This is a genomic window from Rhodococcus sp. ENV425, from assembly GCF_002887785.1.
GTDB classification, from domain to species: domain Bacteria; phylum Actinomycetota; class Actinomycetes; order Mycobacteriales; family Mycobacteriaceae; genus Rhodococcus; species Rhodococcus aetherivorans.
Genome location: NZ_PCZU01000008.1, coordinates 4036 through 25283, shown reverse-complemented (window position 1 = coordinate 25283; position 21248 = coordinate 4036). Strand labels below are relative to the sequence as shown.

Sequence of the window (21248 nt, the reverse complement as noted above, 5' to 3'; positions counted from 1 at the left end):
CGCGCGCGTTGGAGTCCATGTGCGCTCCTATTCGGAGAAAGGACGCTCCGGTGTCCTGCGGCGGCGGGGAGCTCAGACCTGCTTCGGCACACCGAGGTGGACATGAAACGGCTGTACAGTCCACCTATCATGGGAAGGGCCAGGGCCGAGTGTGGGAAGTCAGAGTAGGGGTGGGACAGATGAGCGTCGTCACGCCGAAGACCCTGCGTCAACAGCTCGTGCAGTCCGCGGTCCTGGACAAGATCGTGACCAGCGGCATCTCGATCGACACTGAACCCGTGCGCCGCAGCCTCCAGACGATCCGCCGACAGGTCAACCGCAGTCCGCTGATGGACCGCTACATCGATCGCTGGGACAGGATCGTCCGCGACAACGATATCGACGGTATCCGCAAGATCGTTGAGTCGGACGATGACACCAGCCGGGAGATGCGGAATCTGTCCCCGCTGTCGGTGCTGCTCAGCGAGGACGAACGCCGACGCGTGCTCACCGAGTTCGGAACCCGGTTCAAAGCCGGCACGACACGGTGAATCGGGAAGAACTCGGTCGCGCGATCAAAGCTGCGTGCGCCAATCTCGACGAGCCTCGTGTGATCGTCCTCGGCTCTCAATCAATCCTCGGTAGCTTCGACACCGATGAGCTGCCCCCTGCGACCTTCCTGTCCCGTGAAGTCGATATCCTGCCGTTGAGTGGGATCACGGACCCGCCCTCGGTCGAGGACAAACTTCTGTTGCTCGATGCCCGGCTCGGCGAGGACTCCCCTTTCCACACTGCCTTCGGTTTCTACGTCGAAGGTATCCACAAGGACGTCGTGGTCCTGCCGACGAACTGGGACAATCGGCTCGTCCACTTCGTTGTCGACGACGACGCATCCAGCCTGTACGGCCGGGCCGGGCTGTGTCTGGACCCGGTGGATCTGTGTGTGGCCAAGACGATCGCCGGTAGAGAAAAGGACTACGAGTTCGTCGCGGCACTTGTAGCGGAACAACTCGTCACGGCCGCCGACATCCAGGCCCGGATAGCCGGCGGCATCGACTGGCCGCCGACCTACACCGAAAACAAGGAACGATCCCTTGCCAGGGCTCAGAGCTGGCTGGACTATCTGTCGAGTTCGGCTGCGGTGCGTCCCGGCGGAAGCGCCACCACACCCACGTCACCGCCGACGGCTGGACCCGACATCACTGCTGCACTCCTCGGGCATCCGCGCCCGATCAAGCAGATGTTGAGTCGAAGGACCCGAGAGCCGAACAGCGCGGGACCGGAGCTTCCCGATGACGGCCCTGTACGAGAGGCAGGGCCCGACCTGTCGCGTTGACGGCCTCGCCGTCGGCGAGGCAGCTGTGTTCGGCATCGACCGTATCCATGAGATGCAGCACGAAGGAACGACATACGCTCGATCCTGCTCTCATCACTCATCGTTCGTTCTGCCTCGAGAGTGCGTCGAGGACCGTTGGCGGTACGGGATCGGAGGGCATGGCCGGCCAGCCCATGAAGCTGCGGTCGGCTTTGGCGTTGGCCATCGGTCCGGTGTCGCCGTCGAGGATGACCCGCAGGTGGGGTTCGAGGTGCTGTATCCACCACGAGGACATGGCAGACATCGAGTCCGAGGCGCGTGCTTCCTCCCATGCCTGATGCAGCGCGGTCAGTCGGGCGACGACTTCGGGGTAGGCCCACCATCTCGGGTCCCAGGACAGGCCGCCGTCGTTGTCACTGATCCGCCGTCGAATCACCGGGACGAAGTAGCCTTCGACGAACTCGACGACGTTCGTGAACTTCGGCTCCTTCTTCTCGGGCTTGTCTTCGTCCTGGTCGTCTTCCAGGTCGTCCTCGTCCTCGTACTCATCGGTGGCGTCGAAGTCGTCGCCGTCCGGTGCGTCGTTGCTGGTGTCCCACTCGTCGGGGGCTGTGGTGTTGATCTCGACCATGGTCAGTCCTTCGTCAGAAACTCGGAGTGGAAGAGCCGGTCGGCGCGAGAGGCATCCGGCGCCGACTCGACGGGGACAGGCATCGTGTCGGTCCGGTCCTCGGGCAGCATCGCCGAGGTGGCCGCCGTGTCGGTCCGGTCGGATTCACCGAGAGGCAGGGCCTTCTGCTGGGCGGGTGCGAGTTGCTTGCTCTCGCGCTGGGACTGGCGGATCGCCTCGGCGAACGGTGAGTCGCCCCAGAAGGCTTTGCGGACCAGGATCGGGGTGGAGCCACCGATCGTCACCAGCGCACGGGTTTTCGGCAGTGCCCGCAGGTCCCGCTTTTCGAAGATGGTTTCCTTCTGCCAGCTGCTCGACACACTCGCCTGACCGCCCGCGAAGAAGCCCGCGGGGCGACTGCGGGATTCGGTGTCGACGTAGTGGGTGCCGACGGCATCGACCAGGCCGGACAGGAAGGCGTCGTCGTCGACGTTGCCGCCGTACCAGAGCACGCTGGACGCGTCGACCATGGCCTTGAAGGCTTCGCGTCCCCAGACCTTCTCGCCCTGGGAGGGGGACTGGAAGAAGGTGATGAGGATGATGCCGCGGCCACCGAAGTGCGAGTACCAGCGCGGCAGGTCTTCGAGCTTGCAGATGTTGGCGGCCTCGTCGAGCACCGCCGTCAACGGGATCGGCATCCGCTCCGAGTCCTGCCGCTCGGAGTATTCCTCCGCGCAGGACAGGATCTGCCCGACCAGGGCACTCGAGATCGCCGAGGACGAGCCGGGCCCGTCCTTGGACAGCGCATACATCGTGTCGGTGCGGGCGACGAACTCGTCCGCAAGGAACTCCGGCAGGTCGTGGACCTGCTGACCCGGTGCGATGGTGACCTGACCGTGGGTGTCGGTGCCGATGACCACCCGCCGGTTCGGCAGGACCGCCTCGGCGTAGCGAGGCTCGTCCAACGGGGACAGAAAACGGCGGGCCATGTCGTAGAAGCCGTCACGCTGCTTGGCGTTGACGGCCTGCTTGCCGCGCATCGTGCGGGCCAGCTCCGGGTAGCCGTGCTGCTCGAGCACCGCCGGGGGGATCTGCGACTGGGTGTGGGTCAGCCACTCGATGACATGCCGGATGTCCCCGCCGGCCAGGGCGGCGGCGAGCAGGTAGGAGGCGAACAGGTCCCGGGCGTTGCCGTCGAAGTAGGCATCGACCCGGGCACCGGCATCGGTGGCGGCGGAGATGAAGTAGCCGCACACCGCCGCAGCAGAGGGCAGGTCGGTGACCGTGCGCAGCGGATCGAACCAGAAGCTCGCTCGCTGCTGCCGGTTGCCGGTGCTCACTCCTTGCAGGTCGAACACCCACACCCGCCCGCTCTGGCGGCGGAGACCGACGGTGTGCGAGTACACATCGCCCCGGTTGGAGGCCACCAGCGCCGCTCCGGGTGCGTGGCAGATCGCCGGGATCGCGAAGCCGGCGGATTTGCCCATCCGGGCGCCGGCGAACGCGATCGCCACGAACTCCCAGGTCATCCGCACGGTGCGACCCCCGACCACGGTGTTGCCGAGGGGGATACCGAGGTAGCCGGGATGGTCTTTCGGGATCGCCGGGGCGAGCCGGGCGGTGCTGGCCGCGAGGTACGTCGGGTCGGCCTCGTCGACCTCCCGCGGATCGACCATCGTGCGAGCGAGACGATCGATGCGCTTTTCGAACTGCTTGCCCTCGAGCGTCTCGAGCACCCCGAACCGGCGCAGCGCCCACCACCCGGCCCCGGCGACCACCGCCAGCAGGACCAGCTCGACGCCGAGGACGATGGTTGCCCCGGCCGGCCAGCTCGTCGACCCGAACGCCAGGGCGAACAGCAGGCCGATCGGATTCCAGGTGGGATCTGGGCCCCCGCCGGTGTTGTAGGCGATCGTCGGCAGATACGCCACGACCACCAGGACGGGAAGTGCCTTGAGGATCACCACGTCGGCGCCCGAGGAGGAGCGGGGCCGATCGCGCCTTGTCTGTGCCATCGTCTTGCCCCTACTGCTGGAATCGGTAGTCGGTCAGGCGCCACCCGTCGTCGGTGCGGACGGTGGTGGTGCGCCAGGTCTGCGGCGTCAGACGGGTGCTGCGCCCGCTCGCGTGCAGCACCGTCTGGGTGCAGGTCAGGTCGATGACCACGGTGCGCATCCCGGCCGGTGCGGCCGGGGTCGAGTCGGCCCGCACACAGGTCGCGGCCACCGCGTCCTTCGACGCGGCCCACTGCTGCCAGTCCGGGTCCGGGCGTACCTCGGCGCGGGTGCCGGAGTCGGCGACGGCGAGCAGGTCCCCGCCGAGATACGCCGTGGCCCGGAGCAGCGCGTCGGTCTTGCTCTCGTCGATCGCCGGCTGCCAGGACAGGATCATCTGCATCGCGGTGATCGCGGTCTGCTCGGCGTCGATCTGCTGGGGTGAGAGCGGCTTGAGCACCTGATGGTCGTCGCTGCCCTCATGGACGTGCTGCTCACCTGCGGGGTCGCTGCTGCCGCAGCCCGCCACGGCGACGGCGGCGGCGGTGCACACCGCCGCGACGGTGATGGGTGTGGGCCTCACGGGCGTACCTCTTTTCACTGGTTGCTCATCGCCCGGTACTGCGGTTCGGCGGCGATGATCTTGTCGGCGTAGGGGCGGGTCTGGACCACGTAGTCGGTGTGCCCGGTCGGAAAGCCCCCGGAGGCCAGGACCGCGCCTTCGCCGGCGTTGTAGCCGGCCAGATACAGCTCGGTCCGCCCGTTCGGTGCGGAGACCACCCCGTCTGCGATCGCGCCGTCGACGGTGGCGGCGATGGTGCACATGTAATGGCCCTGGGCCATGACCGCATCGCCGATGCTGTTCACATCGACCTTCCCGTCGCCGTCGTAGTCCTGGCCGTAGGACGCCCAGGTGCCGGGCATGAACTGCGCCGGTCCCCTCGCTCCCGTGACCGACACCGGGGCGACGGCGCCGTGGCGGAAGCCGTTCTCGGCGGCGAGCTGGGCGGCGAGCAGCGACGGCGTGATCTGCGGGCAGATCGACCCGGCCCGCTCGAGCCACGGCGCGAACTCGTCCGGCACGGTGCCGTCGGCGAGCCGATCGCCCAGTCCCTCACCGGAGATGAGGCAGTCCGCCGCCGCGGCGGTGGCGTTGCCGCGGCCGCCGGGCAGCGATCCCCACGACACCAACCTCTCCTCGGTGCCCTGACCCCGGACGCTGATGTGCACGTGGTCGTAGTGGTTCTGGGTTTCGCTGCCGCGGTCCTCCATCAGGCTCGGGGCACCGCCGACGGGGTAGTAGGTCTGCCGCCAGATCACGTACTCGACGTCGAAGAACTCCGCATTGGCCAGGACGTAGTCGGTGATCTCGTCCCCGAGGGCCACCCCGTCGCCGGAGCGGTGGTGCGGGATCATCACATCCACAGCCCGGCCTTCGGTGTGATCGGTGGCGTAACCGCCGTCGGCGCGCCACCCGCCGATACCCCCGATCCGGTCGCCGAACGTCAGGTGCATCGCCCGAGCGACCTTTTTCGCATCGACCTGCAGGCCCTGCTCGGAGCCGGCCGACGGCGGCAACGGCTGCGCCAGATTCCCCTGGGACGGGGCCGGCGGCACCGGCGTGGTCGGCCCGGCCGAGGACTGTCCCGGGGCGGGGGCGGCTTCGTAGTACGGCAGCGGATCCACCGCTTCGGTGCCCCAGCCGCCGGGCCAGAGTTCCCAGTGCAGGTGCGGGCCGGTCGACTGGCCCCGGTTGCCGAGGGTGGCGATCTGCTGACCGGCGCGGACCTGCTCACCGACTTCGACGGTGTAGGTGTCGATGTGCCCGTACACGGTGGACACCAGCTGCCCACCCTGCACGTGGTCGAGGACCACCCACTGCCCGAACCCGCTGGCGGGACCGGCATGGCGCACCACCGCGTCGGCCGAGGCGTAGATGGGGGTGCCGACGGCGCCGGCCAGGTCGATGCCCTGATGCTGGGTCCCCCACCGCTCACCGAACCCGGAGGTGAGGGTGACGGCGGAGGGATCGACCGGCTTGAGGAACGAGCCCCTCGGGGCGAGCTTGTCCCCCGATCCGAGGCCGGGGCCGAGGCAGGTCGTGCCGGCCTGACGGTCTTCCTCGTCCTGGATTCCCATCACCAGCACGAGGAGCAGGAAGAACGGAATGAGCGTAAGCGCCAGGATCAGCGCGATCAGCCCGGTGCCCCCCTTGCCTGTCACCGCAGACTCAGACCCTCGATCACGACCCCGTGCGTGCGCGCCAACGCCCGGTTCAGCTCCTGCGCCAGCGCCAGCTCCGCTTCCAGGGCGGCGACATCGCGTTCGGTGCGGCGGGGGCGACGGCCGGAGCGGTTGACCCAGCCCCGCACCGTCGTCTCGGCCACCTCCAGCTGCGCCGCGGCGGCTCGCGTGGCGGCGGTGAAGCTGTCCCCGGCCTGCATGCGCGCAAGGACCGCCTCGATCGCGGCCTCCCGGGTGCGCTCGTCGACCAGGGTGTACCGGCGAGTGCCGGGACGGCCACGCCGGCTCATGCTGCGAACTCCGTGCCCCGGTCTTCGTCGGCGGCCCGCAGACGGGCATCGGTGTCGTGAATCCCGGAGTCCTTCTCCGCCTGGGGCACCCACACCTTGAACGGGGTGCCGGGTGTCGCGCCCTCGCCGAGCTTGAGCAGAAAATGCCCGACTCCGGCCGCGGTGCGCGTGCCGTCCGCCACGCCGGGAGCACCGTCAGCCGAGGCCAGCGCCTTGCGGCGGGCTTGGCGCAGTGTCTTCTTCTCGTCCACCGAGGAGGTGGTGTCGTTGGCCCAGCCGGTGACCATCGCGCGTTCTGCCTGCGAGAACTTCATGAACTTACCGAGGCGGTCGAGTTCGGCCTCGGGGACCGGGCCGACGATCCGGGCGCGGGAGCGTTCGATCATGCCCAGCGCGCCGACCTTCTCGAAGTCCGCCAACGAGTGGGTGACCAGCGTCATCGCCACGCCCATCGACCGCTGCAACCGCTGCACCGCATCCAGGCGCGCCACCGCCGAGCTGCCGGTCTGGATCACCTGCCACACCTCGTCCAAGATGATGTGGGCCGCGATCGACTTCGCGCCGGGCACCTGGTTGTCGGCCAGGATGTGCGCCGCCTCCACCGCCGCGAATGCCTCGTTCCATCCGGCGAGCAGCACCGCCGCCCGCATCAATTCGTCGCCGGGCGGGACGGAGGACATGTCCAAATCGACCATCGGTTTGGTGATATCGATCCGCACGGTGCTGTGCCGGTTGAAGGTCTCCCCGAACCGGCCCTTGACCAAGGCCCGCAGCGAGCGCAGCAGCGGTTTGATCTGACCGCGGTATTCCTCGGCGGTGTCGGCCACCGCGTCGTCCCTCAGCTCGTCGGGGCCGGTCGAGATCAGCGTCAGCAGGTCCTCGATCCGGGCGGCATGAGCGTTGTCGAACTGCGAGCCGGGTGCGTAGAGCAGCCGGATCGCCGAGGCGAGCAGGGTTTCCTCGAAGTCCTTCAGCGGGCCGCGGCGGACGATTTCGAGCAGCGCGCAGAGCATGTTGAGCTGGCGGGCGTGCAGTGCGAACTCGGCCTTCTCCCGTTCGAGGGAGCCGTCGGGCAGCTGCTCGATCGCGTCGCCGATCGGGCCGCGGCCCAGCGGGTTGATCGCGCCGGTGCCGTAGCCGACCTCGCTGACCTGCCCGCCGACCTGCTCGGCGAGTACCCGCAGGTCCGGCTTGACGTCACCGGGCACGAGCACGAGCGTGCCGCGGGCGATGTCGCCGAGGGCGATGCGGCGCAGCAGGGTGGATTTGCCGAAGCCGTTGAGGGCGCAGATGAAACAGGACGGGGCGGTGATCGCCTTCATCTTCCAGGCGTAGAGCGGATCGAACCCGACGGCGGCGCCGGTGGTCAGGTGCCGGCCGAGCGGGGTGCCCAGCAGCGGGGCCTTCGCGCCGACGATCCACGGGTAGATCCCGGCGACCTGCACACTCGTGCCGCGGTATTCGACCGGGGGCATCACCGTGGACATCCGTCCCCCGCCGGCCCCGTCGAACCCGCGGGCGTCGAGATCGGCGACCTGGCGGTCGAAGCCGTCGGTGTTGATTCGGGTCAACCGCTCCACCGTCGCCCGGCGACTGTACTGGCGGGTGACCAGGCTTTTCTTCCATGCCTTCGTGAGTCCGGTTGCGGTGGCGGCCTGCTCTTCGAGGCGGGAGAGCTCGTCGTCCGACAGCAGAGTCTTGGCGATCTTCTCCGCTGTGAGCAGCCGCGACGATCTCGTGGCGTTGCGTGCACTCATGCCTATAGCCCTTTGCGTGTCAGTTGCCGAGGAAGCTGGGAATGGTGGTGTGGTCGGGCGCGATGACGCCGACACCGAGGCAGGCCGCGAACGCGGCGGCCTGCCAGCACCAGGAGCGGCGGATCGTCAGCCGGCTCTGCCGCGAGAGGTCCTCGACCAGGGCGTCGATCTTCGGCACATCGGCGCCGCCGGCCGGTTCGGTGACGGTGATGAGCACCCCGAAGCGCACCATGCCCGCACCGCGGGCCTGCTCCATCCGGGCTTGCGCGGTCGCGGCGACCTCGATCTGGGACTTCGCCGAGGCGATCGAGCCGTTCTTGAGCGAGCCGCCGTGGGCCTCGGCCATCGCGTTGCGGTAGTCGCGGTCGGCGATGTCGGTGGCATCGCCGGCCGAATGCGGCCGGTAGAGCACCGAGACCCGCTTGAGCGGCACCGCGTCGTTCGGAGTCAACAGTCGCTGCAGGACTCGTTCGGTGACCGCGCCCTTGGGGGCTTCGCGCATTTCCCAGGTCACCGACACCGCGCCGTCGTGGACGTACTTGCCGCCGTCCGGGCTTTCCAGGGCGGTGCGCGGGCCGCAGTCCTCCCAGGTCAATCCGGTGCCTGCGCCGGAGTGCAGGCCGGCCTCCACGTCGAGGAGCGAGGCCGGGTCGTAGGAGCGGCGCACGAACGCCATGATCTCGTCGGCATCCATCGGTGAGCACGGCACACCGGCCCGTGCCGCGGCCGCGGTCAGCGCGGGCAGCCGCCGGCCGAGCTCGACGGCCTGCTCGGAGGGGTCCTGCCTGCGTTCGGTGGTCTGGGCCTCGAAGGTCAGCGCGATCCGCGCAGCCAGACGGATACCGCCCGTGGTCAGCCCGGTGGCGAGCTGGTAGGCCGCGTCGCGGGCCAGCTGCGGGGCATCGGCACGGGTGTTCTGATGCACCGTCTCGTAGAGCTCGATGCCGGTCTCGGGCAGGGTTTCGACGGTGGTGACCACCGCGAGGATGTCCGAGGTCTCCCCCGCCGCGGACAAAAACTGCGCCCAGTTGCCGACATAGTGATCGATCACGTCCTGATCGACGGCTTCGGCGCCCTGCGGGTAGGCGTCGAACACGACCGTGTAGGCACCCCGGCTGGGCATGTGGATCATCCCGAAGGTGCGCCCGTCCGAATCGATGCCCTCGTACAGCTCGGTGTCGGCGAGCACCCCGGGCAGCCGATATGCACGCCCCGGAACGCGGGAGAACGTGCCCGAGGCGTAGGTGTGCTCACCGCGGCGGCGGCCGCGCCAGAACTGGAATCGCATCAGTGCCCTTTCGTAACCGGACCGCCCGTCACGGGAGATGACCAGGGGGATGAAGCAGGCGATCATCGGGACCGCCAGCAGCACGGTGACCGTCAGGCCGAAGAACAGGCCCGTGATGATGACCAGGGCCGCAGCCGCGATCGCGGCGATCGAGGTGCCGAAAGTGGCACCGAGAATGCCGGTCTCCCGAGGCCGGCGCCAGTTGCCGTAGGTGTTGTAGGTCTTCTCCTCGCTCACTGCTCGAAGCCCCCTCGGTGGAACTGCCGACCGGCACCGGACGCCACCGCGGCCGCGGCCGCCGCATCACCGGAGGATCCGCCGCCGGGAGTGCCGGAGGTGGTGCCGCCGGGCTGACCATTCCCGCCGCCACCGGGGGTGCCCGAGGAGTTGCCCTGCGGAGCCGCACCGGCACCGCCACCGGAGGGGGTGCCCTGCTGGTTGCCGGCCGGTCCCCCGCCTGCCGCACCGAAACCGGACGGTGCGCCGCCGGTCTGTGCGCCGCTGGGCGGGTTGCCCATGCTCGTCGACGACGTGGTCGCCGCCCCGGACGCTGCGCCACTGGCACCGCCGGTGGCGATCATCCCGCCGACCTTCGCGCCGACCGCCGCCGCACCGGCCGCGGCCGCCATGCCGCTGCCGCCGCCACCGAGGGCGCCGACGTTCGGCACGATCAGCCGCATCAGCGCCGGGAGCACCAGGGCCGCGGCGCACAAGGTGATGACCCCGGACAGGGCCATGAACCCGTCCCCGTTCTCCGGATCGGTGATCGTGGGGGTGGCCTCGAGGAACAGGATCGCCGAGACCCCGATCACGAACGCCCCGACCGGCTTGACCAGCAAGAATGCGATCGTCCAGGCCAGCATCTTCTCGAATGCCTGGCTGCCGACCTTCGTGCCCCCGGCCGCACCCGCGATGGGCAGTGCCGCCGCCATGAGCACCAGGATGCCGGTGCGCAGCAGCATCAAAAACGCCATCATCAAACCGCCGAGCATCCCGATGAGGCCGATCAAGAACAGCAAACCGACACCGGCCGGACCCGCATAGAGCTGGATCGTCACCATCGCTTCGGCCAGACGGGACGGATCGGAACCGACCGCGCTGTCCATGAACCACGCCGAAATCCGATCCGACAATCGGGTGCCGAGCACGATCATCGTCGTTGCTCCCCCGGCCAGCACCACAGCGCGGGCCAGTTGTTTCAGGCCCTCTTCCGAGGTGTCCCGGATCGCCCCCGAGCGGGCCAGCGCCAGACGCCCACCGAGCAGGATCAGCGACAACGACAAGGCCGCGACCTGGATGTAGAAGGTGTAGTCGTTGACCGTCGCGACCGTGTCCTGGAAGGTGTCCCCGTCCATCTCGGTGCCGGTGATCCACCATCCCAGCGCGAACTTCAACACCGCCACACCAGCATTGCCGATCCACAGCGCGGTCTTTTCGACCGCGCCCGCAGCGGCGTCATTGATGCCGTCCTCGATCGCGCCCGTACCGGCATCGACGACGTTGCCGGCTGCGTCCAAGCAGTCGGGAACGTCTGAATCGGTGAACATATCCACGGCTCCGCTGACGGCAGCCCCAAGAGGGTTGGCGCAGGTCACACCCCCGAGATCGGTTTCGAGCCAGTCGAATCCCGAGTCCTCGTCGGTCTGTTCCTCGACCTCGGTGCTGTCGATGCTGCCGCCGGAGGAATCCCCGGACGGAGCGGTGTCCTGAGCGTATGCCGCACCCGCTGCGCCGATACCGACGACCGCAACGGCGCAGATCACAGCGAGCAGCCGAAGAATGCCGGTGAGCAGGCTGCGGTTCACCACCACTGCTGCCACCCGTCGGACGACATGGGCTCGAACTCGCCACCCAAGGCGGGCGAGTCCAGTTGGACAACCCATCCGGTGCCCTCGCGCCACACCACCGGGATCTTCGACACCCTGATCTCGGTAGCCCCGCTCGGCCGCTCGACGGAGGCGCCGAACTTCACCAGAGTCAGATCCGGATGGAAAGTCACGTTGACCATCGGCATCGCCCCAGTCGGCGTGTTGTCGGGAAGCTTCACTGTCGACAACTGACCGGTCGGGTCCGACACCCGGCCTGCTTCGGTGAGCATCTTGACCCGGTTGTCGCCGGCAGCGAGGTACCCGAAGTAGTGGGCTGCGGCGAGCGCAGCTCCCTGCGGGGTGCGGGCAAAGCCGGTGGCCACACCGTTGTCGGTGAATCCGGTGGGGCCGTCGGAGGTCGAGAACGGCAGGTCCATGTTGCCGTGGATGCGCTCGAGCATCACCCCACTCGGTGCCTGCTCTGCGGGCCGGTTCCCGGTGGCGAGGGTGTCGGACAGGATCACCCCGTGGGGGTCGAGCGGCACGTAGATGACGCGGTGGAGCCTGTCGAAGACGGGTTCCGGCATGAACTGGAGGTCTTCGAGTCGGGCGGTGGCCCCGTTGTCGGTGGTCGGGTCGAGCGAGACCAGCGGTTCGGCATCGTCGCCGCGGAAGAGCATCACGATGCTCAGCACGAGACCGACGACGACGATCACGGCCACTGCCGCCAACCCGATGGTGAGTTTCGTTGCTGCCGAGGCGCGCTCGTTCTCGGCGCCCTCGAGTGAGGAAGTGTTCGTGTCCCCGGTGGGGCCGGTGGTGTTCTGCTCGGTCACTTGCGGGTCTCCTCGAGGTCGACCAGTTCCGACGGCAGCGCGTCGAGGGCGGTGATGGTGGCGGTGTCGTTGCTGGGCAGGTTCAGCCGCCAGTCGTCGTCGATCCACACCACCTGGGTGGTCGCCGAGGCGAGTGAGTCGTCGGAGAACCGCTGGATGACGTCGACGGTGGCGGCGGTGTCGCTGTAGTCGGCGAGGGTGTAGCCGACGATGGTCGGCACCATCTCGGGGTCGGTGCCCGACATCTCCACCAGGGAGCGGTGGGCGGCGTAGAGGTCGCGGCCTTCGCCGGGGGCGGCCACCCCGGCCAGGATCGTCGGCCAGGTGCGATCGGACGCGGTGGCGAGCTGCACCGACTGGGTGATCGCCGCCAGAGCCGCACCCTGCGGGGTGTGGCTGAACCCGGCGAACGGCTCCCACTCACCGCCTCGCGGTCCGTCGGTGGTGCCGATCGGCACCTCGATGCCACCGACGGTGACCCACCGGCTGATCTGCGGCGGGTCGGTGCTCGACCCTGCGGTCTCGGTCGTCTCCGATCCCCCGCAGCTCACGGCCACCAGCGCCACCGCGACCACCGCGGCTCGCGCCCACCGACGCATCATCGTTCGTTCTCCTCGTTGTCGGGTTGCTGTTGCTGTTGCTGGAGCTGTTCGAGCTGGTCGATGACGGTCGGGGAATGGCCGCCTCCGAGCTGGTGGGCTTGGGGCCCCTGGGCGGTGGCCAGCAGGATCGTGGCGAGGGTGGCGGCCACACCGCCGGCGAGGATCGCGCCGATGTTCGCCGCCAGGAACTCCGCGGCGGTGGGGGATTCGAGGCCAGCCCCGTGCTTGTGGTCCCAGGCCAGGCGTGCGCCGACGAAGATCACCTTGGCCACACACAGGAGGAAAACGATCCCGGCCGCGTAGCCCAGAAGCGTCTGGAACCCGTCGAGGACGTCGGGGGGCGGGCTGACCACGCCCTGTACGGACACCTCCATCGCTGACCCCGCCTTATGCCGCGCTGGTGACGGCACTGAGGATCTGGTTGGCGGAGATGGCGACGATCGCGCCGACGAGGGCACCGACGAGCATCTTCGGCGAGTCACCGGAGCCGTGCTGCCACTTCTCCCACGCGAACTTCCCGCCCGAGAAGATCAGGGCCGCCACGCACGCGAGCGTGACGCCCCACAGCAGCCAGTTCAGCAGCTTGAGCAGGCCGTTCGCGCCCGGCGGCACCTCCGGGTTGATGTCGAAGTCGACCGAACCCTGCGCGAGATACGCAACGTCCACAACGGTCTGAAGCATGACGTGCCCTCCGTGTCTTACTGCCCCGACCACAAGGCGGGCAGGCTGGATTGGATTGCCGTGACGATGCCGACGCCGGCAGCGATCACGTCCTCGGGAACGGCGATCACGGCTCCCTTGGTCCGAATCGGCACGCCGTCGAGGGCGCGCCAGGTGGGCAGGCTCGACCGGGACGCCGAGGCCAGGAAGCGATGCCAGCCGATCGCCCAGTGCGCAGCCACCGCGCCGGTGACAATCGAGCGCAGCTGACGCACATCCTTCGGGGGCTGACCGGGCGCGTTCGCGACGGTGACCAGGCCGAGCAGCTCGCACGCCAACCCGCGGTTGCGGTGCTCGAGGATCAGATCGTGGGCACTGGACAGACCCTGGATGGTTTCCCGGCAGACCACCACCACATACGGCGATTCGCTCTCCCGGGCGTCACCGCACGGCCACCGATGCCGCGCATCCTCGGCGAAGTCCCAATACTGGGCGAGGGTGGAGACCCCGGCCCCGCCGTGCGCGCCGAGCAGCCACACCGCCGGTCCGGGCGCAGCCACCGGGTACGGCTCGACCCTCACCGCGATGCTGGTGCGTTCGCGGGTGCTCATGCCGGCTCCCCCGTCCCTGCCTGGTGATCGGTGTCGTGGCGGCCGGCCTCGATGCGGCCCAATGCGTCGAGCACGTCGGTCCAGGCGTCGATCGAGGTGGCCGATAGGCGGCGGTGATCGACGGTGCCCGGCCGCGCCAAGGTCGCATCGAAGGGCACTTCGACGAATCCGGCGACCAGGGGGGCCAGGTGCGCTCGGATCGGTGCCAGATCCACCAGGCGGTGCGGGAGCTGGTGCGAGATCGACACCACCGTGCGCGCCAGCACGCCGCGCCCGTAGGTGCCGATGAGCCATTCGAGACCGGCACGCATCCGGGCCAGCGGTTCGGCGCGGGGCGGGGCGACGATCACGATCGCGGCCCCGGCCTCGAGCAACGGGGCCAGACGCCGTGAGCGCAACGCTGTTCCGACGTCGTGGATGCGGGCCAGATGCCGGTCGGCGAGCAGGCTGTCCACCAGCGCCGTGTCCGTGGCGTCGCCGTGACCGACGACGACGGCCCCGGCGCTGCTGAGAGCCATGCGCGAGCCGAGCTGGCGGATCGCTCGGGCCGGGTCGATCGGTTCGACACCGACCCGGTCGAGCAGGTTGCCGCCGCCGAAGGTGCCGTCGATCGCGGCGACGTCGGCGCCCAGGCCCAGGCGCAGGGCGGTGGCCAGGCCGAAGCAGGTGGTGGTCGCGCCCGCTGCGCCGGCGCCCGCCACCACGATGGTCGAGAGGTCTTCGGGCTGCTCGAGTTTCGGGCTACGACGCAGTGCGACAACGTTGTTCATCGATTCTCCACGTTCGCGATCGTCAACCCGCCGTCGGCGGGCAGGGTGGTGATCCACTGCTTGTGGATGCCTTCGTCTCCCACGGGCGGGAACTTCAGCAGCACATCGACCGACCAGCGGTTCGGGTCCTCGGTCGGCAGCACGCTCACGCAGTGCTCGGTCCCGACCGGAACGGCGTCGATGAACGACTGAATATCGGTGCCCGGCAGGACCATCAGCTCCGCGACGGCCTTGCCGTCCCGCTCGACGTAGTAGGCGTACTCGAACGCCTGGATCACCGCGGGGCCGGAATCGCGGCCACCGGGACCGTTGCCGACCACCCGGCCGGGTTCGGTGACCGGGGCGCACCACGCCGGAGCCGCGACCGTCGACGTCGAGGTGGTGGACGAGGACACCGCCGTCGGCGAGGGCAGCGGCGGCACCTGCGGTTCGTCGGTGGTGCCGACCGTCGCGGTGACCACCGCCAGCACCGTGACACCGCCGCCGACGAGCATCCAGGTGCGGGATCGATCGGGGCGGGCCGTCGCGGCCGCAGAGGCGCTGTCGGTGACTGGCTGGGCGGTCGTCTCCTCGACGACCTCGACCGGAGCCGCAGCCGGAGCTGCGGCAGGGGTCGGGCGAGCAGGTCGGGCACGGCCGATCGCGGACTTCAATCCCCCACGGGTGCGTTCGGGGATCATCAGCGGGCCACGGGGAAGGTGGGCGCGGACCCACTCCGGGGCGCCTGCATAGGGGGCGACCTCGGTCGCCGTATCGCCGTATCCGGCCCCGCCGTGCTCGTCGTCGGCCGGGTTCTGATCGTCGTATCCGGCAGGGCCGTGGGCTGAGTGATCGGCAGGATGGACCGGGGCCGGGTAGATCTCGGCTGCGGGTTCGGCAGCGACGATCGGTTCGAGGTCGGTCTGGATGACCGACTCGTCGTCGGTAGCAGGCTGTTCGGGGACGCAGGCCGCATCGACCGGGTGGAGGTCCGATGCCGGCACCCCCGCGGCGTCGAGGGTCTCGTCCGGGATCGGAAAGCGCACCGATCCGGTCTCTCGTTCGTCGCTCGCAGTCGACTCCGGCCCGTACCGCTCGGTCACGTCCGGGAAGAGTTGTCCTCGATTGCCGGTCGACAATGTGTCCTCCGTCGTCGGGTGGTGGGGGCGGGGCTACCCGCCCCCACCGGCGAGATGGTCGGGCAGGTCAGGCCGGGTTGATGCCGTCCGCGGCCGCGGTCGAGATCATCTCGGCGGCAGTGCCGAGCGAACCGTCGAAGAACGTGGTCAGCACGGTGTCCGCTCCCGCGACGATGCCGTCGCCACCGGGCTGGACCTTCACCCACTCGCGGGCCTGCGAATCGACCTGCGGGGCGGTGGTCACGACGCTGCGCACGGCGTCGGCCGCGGCCTGCCCGACCGGGCCGGAGGACTGCCACTGCTCGACCGTGGCGTCGGCCTGCTCGGTGAGCGCGTCCTGGTGCACATCCGGCAGCTGCACCTCGATGGGCTGGCCCTCGTCGTCCCCGGCACCGAAGGCGGTTCCGGCCGCCAGACCGGCCACCCCGCCGACCACCGCGCCGGGGACCGCGCCGACCGCAGCGCCGATCGCTGCGCCTGCCGCGGTCCCGGCCACGCCGGTGGTCACCGCGGGCAGCACCGGGATCGGCAGCGGCACCACACCCCCGGCCGCAGCCCCGGCGATACCGCCGAGGGTGCCGCCGATCAGCGCGCCGGGAATCGCGCCGGCCGCAGCACCGGCCACGCCACCGGCGAGCGCACCACCGATCTGCGCAGCAGCGACCCGATCGGCACGGCCGGCATCGACGCCGACCGAGGTGTAGAAGGTGGCGACCTCGGAGCGGATCAGACCGGCGGTGTTGTTGGTGCGCTCCCGGTCGTCGTCGGTGACCCAGTTCGGCTGGGTGACGTGGATATCGCCGATCATGATCTTCTCGGGCGGAGCGAGGTAGATCGGCTCCGGGGTGACCGGCTGCGGCGCCCGCAGCGTCATCGGGTCGATCGGCGGCGGGGCGCTTTGCCGCTCGTAACGGTTCGTGTCGTAGTTGTAGTCCGGCAGCGGCGCGTACTGACGCTGCTGCGCCGGAGGCGGGGTCCAGTAGATCTGCTTGGCCGGAGGAGCCGGGGCCGGAGTCGGCGCGGTGGTGGTGCCGCCCTGGGTGGACGGGGCCGGGGTGGTCACCCCGCCCTGCGAGGGCAGCTCGACCGGCGCGGCCGAGGCCAGCCCCGACCCTGCTGCCACGATCGCTGCGGCCGTGGCGGGCACGACGCTCGCCTTGGCGATCCGCGAAGCCCTGCGATGTGTGCTCATGATCGCTTCTCTCTCTCTCTCGTATGTCGGGGCGCGAAATCAGTTGAGTGCGGCGGCCGAGACGCCGCCCTGCTCGAGCACCGTCGGTTCCCGATCGACCACATGCGTCGTGGTCACAGCCGGTGCCGAGGTGGTGGAGGCGACCGTCTGCGACGGCGTGGTCGAGACGGTCTCGGAGGTGGTCGTCGGCCGCGCCGTGGTGGTGGCCGAGGTGGTGGGACCCGTCGACGTGGAGGCCGAGGAGGCGTCGAGGTCGGCTGCCGCCGCAGCGAGCCAGGACGCGACGAATCGCGTCGGGGCCTGCCCACTGGCGGTGGCCGGGACCGACCCGTAGGAGCCGTGCTCGGCGGCGACGTTGCGCACCGTCGTCATCGCCACCAGATCGAAGGCATCCCGGTTGGCCTCGACCTCGTTCGCCACGACCTGGAACGCCTGGCGCACGAGCCGCTGCGAGGTCGCCGGCGGAACCAGCTCGGGCAGCACGCCGACCGTCTTGGCGGCGAGCACCCCGAACGCTGCGGCCGGGTTGGCCAGCCCGACCGCCGCGACCGCCGCGATCGTCTCCGGGGTGAGCACCTTCTTGACGACCGTGACAGCCGCATTGAGGCCGATCAGCCCGACCTTCATCAACGCCGCGGTCACTTCCTGCCCGGTCGGGGGCGTCGCCCGCGGATCGGAGGCTTCCGCCAACCGCTGTGAGATCGTCTTCGTCGGCTGGATCGACACCGCCTCGAGGGCATTCTTCGGAGCCTGCACGTCCTCGTTGACCACATCGACAGCGGTGGTGAACGCCGTCGAGGCCAGTGCCCGGCCGACCGTGGCGACCGCGACGAACGGATCACCCCCGACCTCGACCTGCCCGGCGACGTTGACCACCGCCCGCACGATCGGGGCGTTCGCCGGGGCATCGCACGCCAGGTCACCGGTCTGGCACCAGGACGACACCCGACCCGAAAGGGTGCCGTAGTCCGTGGTCAGATCAGCGACAGGACCGATGCCGCCGCCTGCCGGGGCCACGAACGACACCGACGACAGCGCCTTCACCGCCCCGCCCGTGGTGCCGGGAACCGGCGATGGGGCGCTCTGCGAGGTGCCGGGGAACAACCCCGATCCGGGGCTGCGGGTCGGCGCGCCGAACAGCGCACCGGCCGCGACCGCGCCGGCCGGAACCGCTCCGGTGCCCTTGCCGACCGACCGCAGGAAGTTCGAGGCCGCATGAGCACCCTGGGAGTAACCGACGACCGCGAGCTTGGCCGACGGACACTGCTCGAGCACCCTCTGCGCCGCCAGGGACAGGTTCTCCTCCCCCGCCGTGACCGACTCGACGTACGACCGGCTACTACCGGGGGTCAGGCCACCGAACGATCCCGGATACGGCACATAGGCCCGATCGACGTTCGCGCCCAGCTCACGGGCCTGGTCGAGCATCGGCCCCATGATGTTCGACAGCATCCCGGTGTCGACCTTCACCGGCGCATCGGGTGAGGACTCCGTGGTGCCCTGCATCCCGAGCACGTACAGATCCGGGCACCCATCGATGAGCCCGTCGAGCCAATTCGTCTGCGCGTGCACCGGGACCAGACCACCCGCACCAGCCATGACCGCAGCCGTGGTGACGACGGTGGCCACAGTCCGCGTCCCCCAACCCTTCATCTCTCTCCCTCCCGAACAGCCGTTTCCCAACGCCAGCAGTCATTCCTGTTTGTTCCGAGAAGGGAATGGGGACAGCCAGATACGGCGCAAAGCGACCTTCGGAGAGAGCGGTTGCTTCGACTCCGGAGTATGGGTCCGTTGTCGTTGGGGTGCCAGGCAAGGTTCCGGGTTGACGGATCCCGGATCGGTCGCCTTCGCTTGGATCTCTTCAGCCGTTGCGGCGGGCACTCGACGCACCGGCTGTGCGGACTCGTGTGCGTGGAGGGGCTCACGTGAGAGACCCATTCGCCGACAAGATTGACGCTGCACAGGAACCTATGCAGCCTTTGCGGGTACTGAGCACGACGTCGCTGTTCACGATCCGGGAGTGCGATCAGGACTTGGCTGCCCTCGGGATTCGGGTTGAGCGGGGCCGCTGACCCCAGGTCGACGGAGCAGCGACGACCTGAGGTCAGCGGGTGCAGTGGACGCGGCGCGAGGGGTCGCCGGCCACAGTTCGGAAGCGGGTACGACCGATCGCACCCTTCATTGAGTGTTGGGCGCAGGTGTTCGGCACTCGGTGGTACGCGCAAGTTGATTCCCCGGGGTTCCGTAGCTGGCTCTGGGTAGAGCTCCGCCAATCGCGTCAGTGCTACGTCCGAGGCCGACCACGACAGACCTCGGGAAACCCCCGGAAGGGGCGCGAGCGGATCGTAAGCAAGAGCGGCGCGTTCGCGCAACACGGCGGGCCCTCCCCCTTCTCGGCGCAGCACCTTCAGTGCGGGTCCTGGAATTGACCCGTAGAATAACACCTCAGAATTTTAAACACTAGCGCTACGAGGGAGCGAGAAGGGGCGAGACAATGGGCGGCGACAGGAGGATCCAGGGCAGGGAGTGGAGTTGGCTCGAAGCGGCATGCACGGCTTCAGTGGCGCTCGCCTGCGCAGATACCGCCAAGCGCTCGACATGACGATGGCTGACCTCGCTGATGCCGCGGAGGTCTCGGAAGCGACTGTCTCGGCTTGGGAGACCGGCCGGGCCGCCCCTACCCCGCCCTTGTTGAAGCGCGTGGCCGACGTCTTGCGCGTCACCGTCCCGGACCTTGCTCCGATCCAGGAAAGCCGGATGACGCTCAGCGACTTGCGCGCTCTGGCTGGTCTCACGCAGGCGGAAGCGGCCCGAGAGCTCGGCATTTCAGCCACCGTGCTCGGGCGCATCGAGAAAGGCCGCAAGGACTACGACAAGGATCGGGCGGCGAGCATGACCAAGCTTTATGGGGTGAAGTCTTCGGTCGTTAAGGCCGTCTGGGAGCGCGACCGTGCGACACGCCAGGAGTACATCCGACGTCTGTAGATTTCATCACTAAAATAACTCCACATGCATGCCTCGATCGGTAAAGGGTCGATGTTGCACTGGATGACTTCTGTTGCGAACTGGGGGCGTGTCGCTCCCCCTCTTCTGAACCAACCTGGGACAAGATCAAGGGCGTTCGGAAGCAGTGACGAGGAAGGGCCGACACCATGCCTACGCCAAGCAAGGGGCCGCGCAAGGAAGTGAAAACCCGCGTTCCGGAAGACGTCCGCGAAGTGCTGGAAGTGATGGCAGCCAATTCCGGAGCCAGCTCACTCAGCCAGTACGTAGCGGACCTTCTCTCCAGCCTCGCCGGCCGTCCGGACCTTGTACGAGAAATCCACCAGGAAGTGATGCCGATGCCGCTCTCCGCATAGAAAAGTGCGGCGGGGTCCTCCGCCACACCAGCACATAGCCGAAGCGGTTACTACAACTGAAATGCGAAAACCCCCGGCGGGCAGGCCGAGGGCTTTCGTCTGAAGTTGGCGAGAACGAGTTGGCGCTCGTTCTCGGTACCGCATATCCCCGAAGGGACTGTCTTGCCGGACAGGTCTCAGGGTACATCGCGCCCTGAATCAGAGCCAACGATCGCTGCGCGTGTCGCCACTTTCACCGGTGACACCTCACCGAATCGTCACCTTTTCGACGTGTGCACGCGCCGCTGGTCGCCGCGTGCCCGGGTGCGGATCGACCCGGACCGCACCCACACGTACGCCACCACGATGGCCATGCCCACCCAGGCGCCCGGATTTCCGTGGGCGATCTACCTGGCAGGCGCGAACCATCGCTACCGCCTGCTGGCGTTCGACCTCGACAGCGGGCGCCACGGCCCCGAGGTCGCTCGCACAGATGCCGACCGGCTGGCCGCGCACCTGGCGGAGCTCGGTGTTCCGCACCTGCGCACCCGGTCCGGGCCCACCGGCGGGCAGCACCTCTGGCTGCGCCTCGCCGCGCCAGGCGCGGCCTCGGACGAGGTGCGTCGACTCGCCCACGCCCTGCGCCAGCACTACCCCAGCCTCGACACCGCCCCCTTGACCAACCCCGCCACCGGCGCCGTCCGCCCTCCCGGGGCGCCGCACCGCCGCGGCGGGCAGTCCCGACCGCACCTGCACGGCGCCGCCCTCGATTCCGCCCTCGCCCGCCTCGACACCGAAACCGCCCCGGAGGTGGTGGACTGGTTGCTGGCCCGGCA

21 protein-coding genes and 1 pseudogene are annotated in these 21248 nt (G+C 69.1%); 5 read left to right on the top strand and 17 right to left on the bottom strand.

All coding sequences use genetic code 11. From position 1 onward, the window contains the following. Positions 1–245 precede the first annotated feature (245 nt). Together CQZ88_RS00350 and CQZ88_RS00345 are read left to right on the top strand one after the other, a co-directional pair. Positions 246–530, top strand: coding sequence for a hypothetical protein (locus tag CQZ88_RS00350; RefSeq protein ID WP_237211142.1), 285 nt, complete (start codon positions 246–248; stop codon positions 528–530). Continuing rightward, positions 527–1315 carry a hypothetical protein gene (locus CQZ88_RS00345; protein ID WP_044475822.1) on the top strand — a complete coding sequence of 263 codons (789 nt, stop codon included), beginning with the start codon at positions 527–529 and terminating at the stop codon, positions 1313–1315. The genes CQZ88_RS00350 and CQZ88_RS00345 overlap by 4 nt, the downstream gene beginning before the upstream one ends. A 97-nt stretch (positions 1316–1412) precedes the next feature. Here the strand turns inward: CQZ88_RS00345 and CQZ88_RS00340 are convergent, their stop codons facing one another. From CQZ88_RS00340 to CQZ88_RS00260, 17 genes are all read right to left on the bottom strand, one after another. Further along, positions 1413–1925, bottom strand: coding sequence for a DUF4913 domain-containing protein (locus CQZ88_RS00340; protein WP_102799078.1), 513 nt, complete (start codon positions 1923–1925; stop codon positions 1413–1415). Between the two features lie 2 nt (positions 1926–1927). Then, positions 1928–3919, bottom strand: a complete 1992-nt coding sequence (locus CQZ88_RS00335; RefSeq protein WP_102799077.1) for a type IV secretory system conjugative DNA transfer family protein — start codon at positions 3917–3919, stop codon at positions 1928–1930. A 10-nt stretch (positions 3920–3929) separates the two neighbouring features. Then, complete coding sequence (locus tag CQZ88_RS00330; RefSeq protein ID WP_102799076.1) at positions 3930–4481, bottom strand: hypothetical protein; 552 nt, start codon at positions 4479–4481, stop codon at positions 3930–3932. A 14-nt stretch (positions 4482–4495) separates the two neighbouring features. Then, positions 4496–6121: a M23 family metallopeptidase gene (locus CQZ88_RS00325; RefSeq protein WP_102799075.1), complete on the bottom strand. Its 1626-nt coding sequence runs from the start codon at positions 6119–6121 to the stop codon at positions 4496–4498. Further along, positions 6118–6432, bottom strand: a complete 315-nt coding sequence (locus CQZ88_RS00320) for a hypothetical protein (protein WP_102799074.1) — start codon at positions 6430–6432, stop codon at positions 6118–6120. Before CQZ88_RS00320 ends, CQZ88_RS00325 begins: the two co-directional genes overlap by 4 nt. Continuing rightward, complete coding sequence (locus CQZ88_RS00315; protein ID WP_102799073.1) at positions 6429–8189, bottom strand: ATP-binding protein; 1761 nt, start codon at positions 8187–8189, stop codon at positions 6429–6431. Before CQZ88_RS00315 ends, CQZ88_RS00320 begins: the two co-directional genes overlap by 4 nt. A gap of 19 nt (positions 8190–8208) precedes the next feature. Continuing rightward, positions 8209–9714 (bottom strand): SCO6880 family protein, encoded by a 1506-nt coding sequence (locus CQZ88_RS00310; RefSeq protein ID WP_102799072.1) that lies wholly within the window; start codon positions 9712–9714, stop codon positions 8209–8211. Continuing rightward, positions 9711–11288, bottom strand: coding sequence for a hypothetical protein (locus tag CQZ88_RS00305; RefSeq protein WP_102799071.1), 1578 nt, complete (start codon positions 11286–11288; stop codon positions 9711–9713). The genes CQZ88_RS00310 and CQZ88_RS00305 overlap by 4 nt, the downstream gene beginning before the upstream one ends. Next, positions 11279–12121: a hypothetical protein gene (locus CQZ88_RS00300; RefSeq protein WP_102799070.1), complete on the bottom strand. Its 843-nt coding sequence runs from the start codon at positions 12119–12121 to the stop codon at positions 11279–11281. The genes CQZ88_RS00305 and CQZ88_RS00300 overlap by 10 nt, the downstream gene beginning before the upstream one ends. Further along, positions 12118–12723 (bottom strand): hypothetical protein, encoded by a 606-nt coding sequence (locus CQZ88_RS00295; protein WP_102799069.1) that lies wholly within the window; start codon positions 12721–12723, stop codon positions 12118–12120. Before CQZ88_RS00295 ends, CQZ88_RS00300 begins: the two co-directional genes overlap by 4 nt. Next, positions 12720–13097: a hypothetical protein gene (locus CQZ88_RS00290; RefSeq protein ID WP_102799068.1), complete on the bottom strand. Its 378-nt coding sequence runs from the start codon at positions 13095–13097 to the stop codon at positions 12720–12722. Before CQZ88_RS00290 ends, CQZ88_RS00295 begins: the two co-directional genes overlap by 4 nt. Before the next feature lie 13 nt (positions 13098–13110). Further along, positions 13111–13404: a hypothetical protein gene (locus CQZ88_RS00285; RefSeq protein ID WP_006934612.1), complete on the bottom strand. Its 294-nt coding sequence runs from the start codon at positions 13402–13404 to the stop codon at positions 13111–13113. A 17-nt stretch (positions 13405–13421) separates the two neighbouring features. Beyond that, entirely contained in the window at positions 13422–13994 is a 573-nt protein-coding gene (locus tag CQZ88_RS00280; RefSeq protein WP_102799067.1) for a hypothetical protein, read from the bottom strand. Beyond that, positions 13991–14764, bottom strand: a complete 774-nt coding sequence (locus CQZ88_RS00275) for a hypothetical protein (protein WP_102799066.1) — start codon at positions 14762–14764, stop codon at positions 13991–13993. Before CQZ88_RS00275 ends, CQZ88_RS00280 begins: the two co-directional genes overlap by 4 nt. Next, positions 14761–15846, bottom strand: a complete 1086-nt coding sequence (locus CQZ88_RS00270; protein ID WP_102799065.1) for a hypothetical protein — start codon at positions 15844–15846, stop codon at positions 14761–14763. Before CQZ88_RS00270 ends, CQZ88_RS00275 begins: the two co-directional genes overlap by 4 nt. Positions 15847–15949: 103 nt before the next feature. After that, the gene (locus CQZ88_RS00265; protein ID WP_258008391.1) at positions 15950–17074 is read right to left on the bottom strand and encodes an insoluble domain protein; all 1125 of its coding nucleotides are present in this window, start codon (positions 17072–17074) and stop codon (positions 15950–15952) included. Positions 17075–17113: 39 nt separating this feature from the next. After that, positions 17114–18727 (bottom strand): cutinase family protein, encoded by a 1614-nt coding sequence (locus CQZ88_RS00260; protein WP_102799063.1) that lies wholly within the window; start codon positions 18725–18727, stop codon positions 17114–17116. 894 nt (positions 18728–19621) lie between these two features. On the opposite strand from CQZ88_RS00260, the gene CQZ88_RS00255 reads away from it, so the two are divergent. The 3 genes and pseudogenes from CQZ88_RS00255 to CQZ88_RS30315 form a co-directional block, all read left to right on the top strand. Further along, positions 19622–20059 carry a helix-turn-helix transcriptional regulator gene (locus CQZ88_RS00255; protein ID WP_258008393.1) on the top strand — a complete coding sequence of 146 codons (438 nt, stop codon included), beginning with the start codon at positions 19622–19624 and terminating at the stop codon, positions 20057–20059. Between the two features lie 167 nt (positions 20060–20226). Further along, complete coding sequence (locus tag CQZ88_RS29430; RefSeq protein WP_139311051.1) at positions 20227–20433, top strand: toxin-antitoxin system; 207 nt, start codon at positions 20227–20229, stop codon at positions 20431–20433. 303 nt (positions 20434–20736) lie between these two features. Further along, positions 20737–21248, top strand: a pseudogene (locus tag CQZ88_RS30315) (hypothetical protein); the annotation flags it as partial.

Coding starts and splice junctions, on each gene's coding strand:
- CQZ88_RS00280 (WP_102799067.1), bottom strand. CDS start 13,994: ATGAGCACCCGCGAACGCACCAGCATCGCGGTGAGGGTCGAGCCGTAC.
- CQZ88_RS00315 (WP_102799073.1), bottom strand. CDS start 8,189: ATGAGTGCACGCAACGCCACGAGATCGTCGCGGCTGCTCACAGCGGAG.
- CQZ88_RS00275 (WP_102799066.1), bottom strand. CDS start 14,764: ATGAACAACGTTGTCGCACTGCGTCGTAGCCCGAAACTCGAGCAGCCC.
- CQZ88_RS00260 (WP_102799063.1), bottom strand. CDS start 18,727: ATGAAGGGTTGGGGGACGCGGACTGTGGCCACCGTCGTCACCACGGCT.
- CQZ88_RS29430 (WP_139311051.1), top strand. CDS start 20,227: ATGCCTACGCCAAGCAAGGGGCCGCGCAAGGAAGTGAAAACCCGCGTT.
- CQZ88_RS00265 (WP_258008391.1), bottom strand. CDS start 17,074: ATGAGCACACATCGCAGGGCTTCGCGGATCGCCAAGGCGAGCGTCGTG.
- CQZ88_RS00255 (WP_258008393.1), top strand. CDS start 19,622: ATGCACGGCTTCAGTGGCGCTCGCCTGCGCAGATACCGCCAAGCGCTC.
- CQZ88_RS00285 (WP_006934612.1), bottom strand. CDS start 13,404: ATGCTTCAGACCGTTGTGGACGTTGCGTATCTCGCGCAGGGTTCGGTC.
- CQZ88_RS00290 (WP_102799068.1), bottom strand. CDS start 13,097: ATGGAGGTGTCCGTACAGGGCGTGGTCAGCCCGCCCCCCGACGTCCTC.
- CQZ88_RS00320 (WP_102799074.1), bottom strand. CDS start 6,432: ATGAGCCGGCGTGGCCGTCCCGGCACTCGCCGGTACACCCTGGTCGAC.
- CQZ88_RS00340 (WP_102799078.1), bottom strand. CDS start 1,925: ATGGTCGAGATCAACACCACAGCCCCCGACGAGTGGGACACCAGCAAC.
- CQZ88_RS00335 (WP_102799077.1), bottom strand. CDS start 3,919: ATGGCACAGACAAGGCGCGATCGGCCCCGCTCCTCCTCGGGCGCCGAC.
- CQZ88_RS00295 (WP_102799069.1), bottom strand. CDS start 12,723: ATGATGCGTCGGTGGGCGCGAGCCGCGGTGGTCGCGGTGGCGCTGGTG.